9 protein-coding genes are annotated in these 10815 nt (G+C 32.9%); 4 read left to right on the top strand and 5 right to left on the bottom strand.

All coding sequences use genetic code 11. The features are described from left to right. Window positions 1-160: 160 nt before the first annotated feature. From P278_RS04700 to P278_RS04680, 5 genes are all read right to left on the bottom strand, one after another. The gene (locus tag P278_RS04700; RefSeq protein ID WP_082436088.1) at window positions 161-952 is read right to left on the bottom strand and encodes a cysteine peptidase family C39 domain-containing protein; all 792 of its coding nucleotides are present in this window, start codon (window positions 950-952) and stop codon (window positions 161-163) included. A gap of 145 nt (window positions 953-1097) precedes the next feature. Next, window positions 1098-1781, bottom strand: a complete 684-nt coding sequence (locus P278_RS04695) for a response regulator (RefSeq protein WP_038263151.1) — start codon at window positions 1779-1781, stop codon at window positions 1098-1100. After that, window positions 1774-3633, bottom strand: a complete 1860-nt coding sequence (locus P278_RS04690) for a tetratricopeptide repeat-containing sensor histidine kinase (RefSeq protein ID WP_038263146.1) — start codon at window positions 3631-3633, stop codon at window positions 1774-1776. Before P278_RS04690 ends, P278_RS04695 begins: the two co-directional genes overlap by 8 nt. Before the next feature lie 258 nt (window positions 3634-3891). Continuing rightward, window positions 3892-4131 (bottom strand): hypothetical protein, encoded by a 240-nt coding sequence (locus P278_RS04685; RefSeq protein ID WP_152973890.1) that lies wholly within the window; start codon window positions 4129-4131, stop codon window positions 3892-3894. Between the two features lie 205 nt (window positions 4132-4336). Continuing rightward, window positions 4337-5059, bottom strand: coding sequence for a LytR/AlgR family response regulator transcription factor (locus P278_RS04680; RefSeq protein ID WP_038263139.1), 723 nt, complete (start codon window positions 5057-5059; stop codon window positions 4337-4339). 493 nt (window positions 5060-5552) lie between these two features. Between P278_RS04680 and P278_RS04675 the strand changes: the two genes are divergently transcribed. From P278_RS04675 to P278_RS04660, 4 genes are all read left to right on the top strand, one after another. Further along, entirely contained in the window at window positions 5553-5969 is a 417-nt protein-coding gene (locus P278_RS04675) for a hypothetical protein (RefSeq protein ID WP_038263136.1), read from the top strand. A 574-nt stretch (window positions 5970-6543) separates the two neighbouring features. Then, the gene (locus tag P278_RS04670) at window positions 6544-7824 is read left to right on the top strand and encodes a hypothetical protein (RefSeq protein ID WP_038263132.1); all 1281 of its coding nucleotides are present in this window, start codon (window positions 6544-6546) and stop codon (window positions 7822-7824) included. Beyond that, a complete protein-coding gene (locus tag P278_RS04665; protein ID WP_152973889.1) occupies window positions 7821-8867 on the top strand; it encodes a hypothetical protein in 1047 nt (348 codons plus the stop codon). Before P278_RS04670 ends, P278_RS04665 begins: the two co-directional genes overlap by 4 nt. A 122-nt stretch (window positions 8868-8989) precedes the next feature. Next, window positions 8990-10471 carry a TlpA family protein disulfide reductase gene (locus tag P278_RS04660; RefSeq protein ID WP_038263127.1) on the top strand — a complete coding sequence of 494 codons (1482 nt, stop codon included), beginning with the start codon at window positions 8990-8992 and terminating at the stop codon, window positions 10469-10471. Window positions 10472-10815: the final 344 nt, after the last annotated feature.

Genomic DNA, 10815 nt, shown 5'->3' with positions numbered 1-10815 from the left:
AAATATATCCAGATCCTCGCATTACTTGTTTTACATTGCCTTTGGCATAACTTAACTCGACTGCTTTTTGTTTAAATTCTAAGGTGTAATGTTTAGATTTTCTTCTCATAAGTGCTAAGATTCAAACTAACTAACATATTCTCTCATCTTTATGTCCAGTCTAATATAGGAAGTCCAGTATGGTTAATATACATAAGAGGAATATTAAGAACAATGAAGCTTTATCTATTACCAGGCAAATTATTGTACTAATAAAATATGTAAATGATAGTGTGCTTAAATTGACGGTTCCGTTAAATATTTTTGAATACTTTGATTCTAAAATAGAATCACAGTCCAATGTCTTAGATATTTTACAAAATTCGGTAGGTATAATCCTATTCTCGTGAAGTAATAATTTCGTTGAAACTACCACACCTAATACCTTGATGATTAAAAACAATGTCCAGAAACTCCATAGATTTTTATTCTCCAAAAAACCATACAAACCCCAGATGGAAAGTAAAACCACCAATATAACAACCAAGACCCTATTTAAAGTATCCTTTTTGTGCACCGTCCCTATTTGAGGTTGTCCTGAAAAACTTGTCTTTTCCAATAACAATGCTATTTCTGTCCAATTTTCACAAAACTTCTCTGTAGACATTTTTGTTGCATTCCCTAATTCATCTAAGTAAATAACGAATTCTTCATTCACCTCCTTTAGTAACACAAATGAATTAGAATTATTTTCATAAGTCTGTAAAACAGATGGTATTGGGATTTCAGTTAACTTTTCTCTATTTGTTTTAATTGTCATGTTATTAATACCATAAAGGTCCATGGTATCAACTAAACATTGCAAACTAGGATAGCTTGGATTGGAAGTCACAGTTTCCTCTAGATATCTTTTATTGTATCTTATCTTAAAGGAATCTAATGTTTTCTCTACAATTTTAACACAATTATTCACCAGAAATCAACATTTAATTCGGTTTCATGACGATATAAAATTAAATATTGACAATATTTTTATGATAGGGAATTCCAGTAGAAAAAGTAAGGACTATTTTTTTTAAAGGCTCATTGACAATAATTAATATTATCTCGAACACCCACTATATAAACCCTTTTACTCTTGCAATAGACAAAAGTTCTCTATCTGAAGTAGATTCTACATCAAATATCAGCTTCAATTGTCGTTTTCGTTTCTCAACTCCAGCCATAGATAAATGAAGAATGTCCGGTAATTCCTTCATTAGTGTCCCCTGTGATAATTCATATAACAACTTGCGATCGATCTCATCTAATAAATAATCATTTGAAGATTCTTTTCTCAAGAGTTTTAATACAGTTTTACTATAATATGGCGGATCACTAACTATATCGGATATGGCGTTGATTAGTTCCTTAGGAGTGGTATCATTTTTTACTAAAAAACCATCAGGGTTTAAGTTTTTAAGAATGTTATGAATCCTGTAATTATCATTAAAAGCGGTAGAGACTATAATTTTACTCTGTGGTAATTTTTTATTAATCCAAATTCCTAAATCTTCTCCTGAAACAATACTTTTATCCTTACTTGCTGGCAGGCTTATGTCCAAAAACACCAAACAATTCTTCACACCACTTTTGGCTAACACATTTACTTTTGAAATAGCCTCATCACAATTCCCTGCTTCTTCAAATATAAAAGAAACTCCTTCCAGGGTATTTGCCACCAACTTAGCTGCTTCTTTATACGAACTCCTAATTATTGGATGATCATCGATTAACAGGGCAACATAAACTTCCTTATCCATTCTTATCATTTTTTATTATTGGTATTACAACAACGACTTCTGTTCCTTTGTGGAGTATTGATTTTATATCCAGGGACCCACTTATTTTTTTAACCCTGGATTTAATAGTCTTTTGTCCTATGCCGCCTTTAACCTTTTTCTGGTCGAATCCTACCCCATTATCAGTCAATTTCAACTCTAGCAAGTCATTTCTATAATTAAATTCAACGGTAACAAAGGTAGCTTTTGCATGCTTTACAATATTCTGAAGTAATTCCTGTAATACCCTATAGGTATGAAGCTTGATCTCTTCATCAATAAGATTCCAATTCAACGCTTTATTCATTAGTAGTTCACCTTTAAATCCTCCGACAGAAGATTTATCATCAATTAAACTATTGAGTAGGGCATTATAATTATTTGTCAATTCAGAGGTGTCGGAATTTAATTGATGAGAGACGCTTCTGATTTCATTTTCGACGGTTTGCAAACCTTCTAAATATTCATCAAATTCCTGGCTTGTCGGATCTTCACTTTTTAAATTTAAAAAACCAAGTTGCATCCGAATGCCGTATAAGTCACTTAGTATTCCATCATGTAGTTCAGCTGAAATTCTATTACGCTCGTTTTGCTTTTCTTCTTCTAGTTTAAGCTGTTGCTTAATAGTCAATTGGTAATACTCTTCATTGGTTCTTTGTTGCTGTGCTTCCAGCATCAGGTTTTTATTACGCACTCTTTGTACTCTAATATAATAGATTAGAGACAGGATAGTTAATATTCCAACTCCAGAGACCATCAGCCATTTTCGATGTTCAGTCAATCGCTTGTTTTCTTGGATATATTCATCGGTTTCAAACTCAATCCTGGTAAACTTATTAATGGTATTTCGCTCCACATTTAATAAACTATCGTTGTAACTAAGGTAGTTTTTAAAATAGATCCCCGACTTCTTAGGTTCTAATATAGACAAGAGCTCAAGAGCCCTTAAATAATCTCGGCTATTTCTAACCTCGTTAGCTTGTTTCTTTGCCTGGTGAGCATATCGTTTTGCAATCAAAGTGTCTCCGACATGGGCATGGTATTCCGTTAAATGCAGCTTTGACAATACAATGCCATTTTTATTATTATTCTTTACCCTTATTTCAAGAGCTTTATTCATATCTTTTCTAACGTCTAAAGTATCCCCACTTAACAGTTTACAAAACGCTTTATTATCCAAAACCCTAGCGTAGTGATCACTTTCTTCTTTCTCTAAATCAGCATACGCTAATACTCGATTAAAATAAGTTAACGCTTTAGCATAATTCCCTTTATCTCTATAAACCAATCCTATGTTATTTAACGTAAACAGGATAAGTCTATCGCGCTCTGTTTTATCTAGTTTTTCTAAATAATTTAGTGCTATATTATGGTAATAAAGAGCCGTGTCATAAGCATGAATATCTCTTTGAAGAATTGCTAATTGATTATAACAGGAATACAAATTCTTATAATTTTTTAATTTCTTGTATATAGTAATGGCTTTAAACATGAGGACCTCTGAACCTGTATAATCCCTATACCTTCCCTTTACAAATGACATCCCATATAACATATTAGCAGCCAAATCGGCTCTTTTTAGCTTTTCAAAATACTTGGACGCAATGTTATAATGATAATAGGTCGAATCATAAACCTCTCTTTGTTTAAAAGTAAGACCATCATTCCAATGGGTATCTGCCAACAAGAAGGTATCTCTATTTTTTAAGGCTAAGGAACGTGCCTTATGATTAAGATATCTATAAGTGGCAGTGTCATTTAATTTCCAATATTGGTATGCTATAACACTTAATTTCCTAGCTGAAATAGAGTCTTCTTTATTTTTAACAAACACTTTGGCGCTATCCAGAAACGATTTGCGTTCTGTTAAATCAAGTCCCTTATTTTTAGCCTTTTCAATCCATCGATCAACCTTCTCAATTTTATCAAACTGATGATCCTGTACGTCTTTAATCTGATCACAACCTGAAAGAAAAAAAGAAAGTATATAAAGTATTTTAATAAAATGTTTGATATAAATAAAATTTTAGGATTAAAACAAAAATAAAAAAAGCTTTTAACTTTCAGGTTAAAAGCTTTTCTATTATTGAATTTACCCTTTACCATCTGGATCAGTACCATCTCCATCTCCATCACCTGTATCACCAGTTGAACCAGTATCCGGATCATTTGTAGGAATGGTTGTGTCATCTGGAGTTCCATCATCACTATAAAAAGCAGGTAGTGATTTTTTGTTATAAATTGCGTCCTCTTCTTTTATTTTGTCATTGGTACATGAAAATAATAATGTAAATAAAGTTAATGTTAATACGGTTTTTCTAATACACTTCATTGGTGTTACATCTTTAAAAATTAAACAATCAAAATGATGTCCCATACACGTTATATGAGGTATTGTGCACAATGAAAAGCGTATTAAACGCCTGAAGCTTCGGTGCTAAAATAGAAACCAAACGAAAGAGTAAATGCTTGTTTTTATTTGTTTTAGCAAAACATCATGTAGCAATAGGGAAATGATACTTTTAAAGGGTGAAATGCTAATTAAGGGTCAGGATGGAATTGTTAGAATAAGTCTCATTTATGGCATTTACATTTGCAACAAATGTTTTGGTAAATGGTATCTTATGAGCATAATGTCTCATCAAACAAATTTTTTTACCATAATGTATTCTTGAAATGAAATCACTATTAATGATATAACTCTTATGAACTCTTTTGAAATTTTCCGGAAGACCTGTCTCAAATACTTTTAAAGTATTGTATGACTGAATCACGGTGTTATCTTGCAAGTATATATCTGTGGTATTATTATCAGCCTTCAAAAAAAGAATATCTGAAGCATTCAAATAATTAAAGTCCTTATTGGATTTAAGGCATATAATACCGGAGTTATGACTATTAAAACGTTTATTATACTTGGCCAAACATTTTCTAACTGTTAGGGGTTTTAAAGGTTTTAACAGCAGGTCAACAAAATTGTGTTTAATAGCAAAGTACCCCATGTCCTTTTTCGTTGAGATCCCAATTAAGGCAGGAAGTTTCTCAAGACAGTCCGATAGATCATACAAATATTCTTTCAATTGATCTGCAGGGCCATCCATATCTACAAATACCAGATCAGGTGTGCTTTCCAATATGGTCTCCAGGCCATTGTCGTAATTATCAAAAGTACCATAGCATTCAAAGCCTTCTTCTGAACAAACACTTTGAATGATGGCGGTAACCTTTTTATCTTTTTCAATAATTACATAGTTTTTCAAAACAACCAGATAATTCTAGATTCAGGTCTGCAAAATATCATATTAAGTCTTTAACATAATCAATATTCTCCATACAAAAAGTAGGGAACTCCCCTGCTAATCAATAGATTCTTTTACTTATTCAGATTCAAAAAGAGTTGTTTATACTGCCCTCCTATTAAACTGTGAAATAGTCAACACCTCAATAAAAAAGAGTTGAAGGTAGATTTTGAATTATTTTATACTGGATTTGGTGTAAACTTGTAGTTTGTTTCCAATGATCAAGCTTGAGCTAATTATCTCACCAACGTCATATGGGATAGCCATTGTAATTGAAAGATTATTGATTCTATAAATGAACTAATATATCATGCCAAAAAAACTATGGCCAATTCTGATCCTAAATAAAAAAGTGATTCCCTATTTACTATTATCCTGTTGGTATAGTCTTTTTTTTCAGGCACCATTAACATAAATATAATCTTATATTTGCCTGCAATTTTCATCAATCTATATGCAAATAAGGGTCACCTATGACAAGACCATAAAGGACAATAACACAGATAAAGATCTGAGGAGCTCCTATATAGTTTTAGACAAAAACAAGATCGCCATTTATTATGGTATCCATCGAGATCGCAGGGTTCACCAATCGATTAAAACTAATAGCCAGGTTAGATATACCTTGGAAGAAAGCGTTATTAATGAAAAATTTCTTCCCGCCAGGTTATCAACAAAAGAGCAAAAGCAGATGAACGTGAATACAGGTTTTAAGGCTACCCTACCTTACTTTAGCTATCCAGAGCTGTATTTTGATTTAACCAAAAGTCAACAATTAATCCTATGGTGTTACAATCACTTTAGATTACTATTAATGGGGCTCTGTGGACTTCTAATACTCACTTTAGCCCTTATTATCTTAAACCAATAGATAGCCCTAACCGTTATAATTGATCTTTAGCTAATAAAAGCTTTTTACCGGTATTTTTTACAACCAAAAGAAATAGTCAAACAACTCATTTAAAAAGTAAGGATCATCCGTAAAACAAGTATGGGTTTGTTCAGTATTACACTATAATACATGGATTAACTTTGCAGCAAAGCTTAGAAAAGTTCAGGGTTTGGGGGAAAACTTATTCTGTAACTTGAAACAACTAATTCCAAAGAGGGGAGTTTCCCCTCTGGGATTGGTGTTTTAATGAACCCCACGGCTGAAGTATTACTAATGCTTTGGACTTCAAACTCCTATTTTTACTGTTGCATCCAAAGCCAGCAAATCGGGCATCCAATAATATTAGGTTCAATTGATTAAATGGCTCCTATTAGCAATTATCTAAAGTTTGTCTTCTTTTAAAAGCCATGTTTATAAAAATGAAAATTTCCCATTTATTTATTGAGAAAATTTTCCTTTATATTTATCCTTCAATTAAACTGTAATCATATAAAAACTAATAGAATTCAAATATTTTCAGACACCATTGAAATAACCACCAACCAAACCATTTATGATTAAAAAAGAAATTTCCAGAAGGAAGTTCATACAACAACTATCATTAAGTTCTTTAGCTCTTTACCTTCCTTGGCAAACCTACGGTCAATTAAACGCCAGTAAACCTCCTTATGTTGACCCTGTTACTGCATTGGCAGTTACTAAAACGGCTCTTGATCTTATCAATAATTTTAGCGGGCCTAAAAAGAGCGCTATGGCCTCTATGCTCCAATACCAAAATCAAATGCTGGATATCATTAGTAATCAGCTCACAGATATTCAAAAATCATTGGTAGAGGTTGAAAATGCTATTGCCACACTTCCTGAAAAATTCGAAAAAGCACTAAAGTTACAATTCCAATCGGAATTAATTGCAGAGGTTCGAGGTGCTGCGAACCGTTACAACTATAATTACCTCAGGCCATCGATGGAGGACCCTGAATTAATTAAAAACGAAGATGTTCGAAATGAAATTAGAGACATTATTAATATTGCTGACCAAAAACTCTCAACATTAAAAGGTTTAAGCGGTGGTTTGAGTCCTGAGGCCTGCATGATTGCGCCCCTGGCTCTTAGTCTAGAGGTTGCTGGCAGGTCCGCCTTAGGCATGCCAACTGCTTCCATAAAAGCGACATTGTTAAAATATAAAGAGTGGTTCTCAGATATGGTTAGTGACAAGGCTGGAGCTATTCCTGATATTCAAAACAAAACAATGCTGTATCATGATCAAATAATATCCAAACTGGAGAAAAATCATTTGGCTAAGATGTATCAACTCCAGAATTACAAAATTCGAGGTACTCAGACCTCTGCATACTGTAATGATCCGGTAATTTTATTCACCAGGATTGAAATAAGGGGCTCATCTATTGATAAGAATAGGTTAGCTACCACCAAGGTTAATAATTTAAAAGGGTGGACACATGGAATTTATTCAAGGTCTGCCAAACTGCAATCGGTATTACGTGAGGATCTGGGTACACATATGATTGAATTCAGTGATCCATTAATAATGATTGCCGAGAATAAACAGCAAGTTAATTTTACTTTCCCGAAAAATGGAGAGTACTGTTATTTATATTGGGATGCTCCCAAAAGTGCAGATCGAAAACAACTTGAAAACATTGCCAACAGCAATGGCAATAGGTGGTCTGACCATAAGGTCAACAGAGAAAAAATAAAACAGGCCATCTTTGAGGCTAATTTACAACGCGTTAAATTATGCTTCTGTTCTTATGGCTATACTATTGCAAATAACACAACACAACGAATCAACGAATACCTTAAACTACTATGATCCGATTACTACTCCTTATATCTTTTTTATTATGCTCGATACATGCTCCATTATATGGTCAATACATTCCTCCCAACCGGAGTGATTTAAAGCTAATAAAAAACTTAGAAGATTTTGTATCGGAGGCCATGCCTTGGTTAGAAGACCAAAGTGCTAAAGCTGGTGCTATCAATACTTTAGAATCAGATTACAATAGGATTCAGAATTTATTGGAATGGAATCCAGACTCGGGCTATCTCATTCGAGTTCGTGTAGAAACTAGTGTTATATCCGGTGCCAGTACTCCAATGTCTCCTGAGTTTTTAGGCCTTGGAGAACAACCTTTAAAGGTGTTGACCCATTACTACTCCAACCCACAAATAACAACGGCTCCTTCTTCTTCTCCAACCATGCGACTGGACAACTCAAAATCCTTTTATGTCTGGGTTGAAAACAAAAATGGCTTTATGGGCTTAGGGAAAAAGAAACTACGATATGGATTGATTCCTGGTGAATTCTATGCCTCCATGAATAAGGAGGCCTTGAGAATTTCTTCTAATAACGACCTTCGTAGAGCCTTTAAAATTAATCATCGTTCTCATTTATTCGAAGGGGTTATGAGTTCACTAAAAAAGCAGGCTACCAATAGTAAAACTAAAAAGAATCTATTAGAGCTAGAACAAAACATCGCAACTACTCAAAATTCGATTCGAGCGATAAAAGCGGATTTGAACAAGACCTTGGATGAAATTAATAGGACAAACAAAGCCCTTGAAACTGTGCGAACCCTACAAACTATTGTTTCTGTTGCCACGCTTACCATGCAGGTTCAGTCAGCACTTCAAAATGCTCCAAATGCAGGGATAAGTAACGCAAAAACTGCTGATGAGTTAATTGAAATTACCGAATCTTATAAACACGACTTAAAAAATCAAACTATGACTTATGAAAAGAGGATAAACACTAATATGAGTACCTATAGTAGCAATCGAGAAAAACTCGATCAAATTCTTAAAACTAACAATGCTCCATCTGAGTTGACCACTGAAATTTTCCTGTATTAATTTAATTTGCTAGTCTACGGATAACGTTTTATAAATCGCTTTTGAACATTGTGATTTCTTTAGCATGTGTAGTCAACACTCTGTAGAATCTATTTAATCCTTATTTATAATTTAACCACTCCATGAAAAAAATCATTACCATCTTAATATTTGCTTTTTTACTAATGGCCTGTCAAATTGAAAAGCGTCAATTTGAGGTTAAAGGAAAAGTTTCGAATAATTCAAAAGATTACGCACTTTTTATTTACGACACTACTGGAATTGGAATATCAACCCTTATTGACACAGTGTATATAGATGATACTGGCAACTTCACGGTTAAGGACAAACATCCAAAATCTCGTTCATCTCTAATTTTTAATGAGGAAGATCCTATCAGATTAGCTATACAAAATCAGCTGAATTCCTCCATAGAAATTGATTTAAATGTATTGAAGCCTGATTCTATAAAAATTCATGGGGATCAAGCTCCTATGATGAAGTATTATCTTGACCAACAAGAATTTTGGTCTAAAATCTTTAAGGATAAATCAGGGAAACATCCTGAAATTGCCTCAGGAAATAATCAAAGTCTTATTTATCACAAAGTTCAAGATACCATCACCAATAAGAGAATACAATATCTACTTGAATATTTTAATAACACGGAGATTTTGAACCAGGAGGATTTTATAAATATGGAAAAAAATTCTTTGATATACGAAAACCTATATTACCGAATGAGCGGACAAAAAAACGACCTTGTTAAACAATTGAAATTTTATCAAGAAGCTAATGCTGATTCGATTGATATTTTAACTTACTCAGATAAGGTTAGTTTTTCAGATAAGAGTTTATTTTCCAATTACTTCTACCGAAAATTTATAAACAATGTCATAATGGATGTAGTTAGGTTTGAAAACCCCGCAAGTAATCATTCTTCTTATGAACTTTATCTACATAAAGGGTTAGCCGTCATTAATGAATGGTATAAGGATCCAGAATTAAACAAGCTACAAAAGATAATTTTTATTGATCATCTTATATCCAACGCAATTACGTTTAAGAATCCAATAAACATTTATGAATTCCAACAAAGAATTGAAATCTTAAAACGCAGTAAATTTGCCAACGAATATCTTTCCATTTTAGAAGATAAGCTCCTGGAGTTAGATGAGCTAATTTCAAAATTTTCAAAAGGTTCAAAAGCTCCTGATTTTAAATTAGAAGACCGGGAAGGAACCCTATATGAATCCTCTGATTTTAAAAATAAAGTTTTATTTATTGACGTTTGGGCAAGTTGGTGTGGCCCATGTATATCATCTTTTCCTAAATGGAATAAATTAGTCGAAGACTATTCAGAAAATAGGAATGACTATGAGTTTATTACAGTTTCTATGGATAAAGACAGGGATAAATGGATCAATTCATTAGATAAATTAAATTTAAAGGGGTTAAAACTATTTGCTGGTCCAAAAGCGTTCAATAGTCAATTTGCAACAAGTTTTAAAATAAATGCCTTATCAAGTTATATTGCAATTGACGATAAAGGAAATATTATTTCTATTTCCTCGTCAATAGGTGAATTTGAAAAAATTATACGACAAACGGGATCTAAAGAATAAATTCTTAACAAAATAAACTGGCTGTATATAAAAACACATATCACCTTTGACTAGGAAATAACTAATATAACACCGCTTTAGCGTGTTATCCTCTTGCTATTCCCTTAGTTTTGAATTGTTCTTTATTTAGAACTTATTAATATCTCAACTAAATGCTAGCTGGTTGTGTCGCATTAATCAATTGAAATTCTAAAAATCTATTCAAATTTATAAACTAAGCGGCCAATGAACAAAAGTTTTAAACACCGTTGATTTAGAATCTATGATCTGACCCTTTCTGATTATATGTACCACTTCTATGCCCGCCAATGTCCTTTGAGCGGACTCAAATTCCTTAAATCCAC

This window comes from Zhouia amylolytica AD3 (genome assembly GCF_000511935.2).
Classification (GTDB): domain Bacteria; phylum Bacteroidota; class Bacteroidia; order Flavobacteriales; family Flavobacteriaceae; genus Zhouia; species Zhouia amylolytica.
The sequence above is the reverse complement of the archived record's forward strand: the minus strand, read 5'-3'. Positions and strand labels throughout refer to the sequence as shown.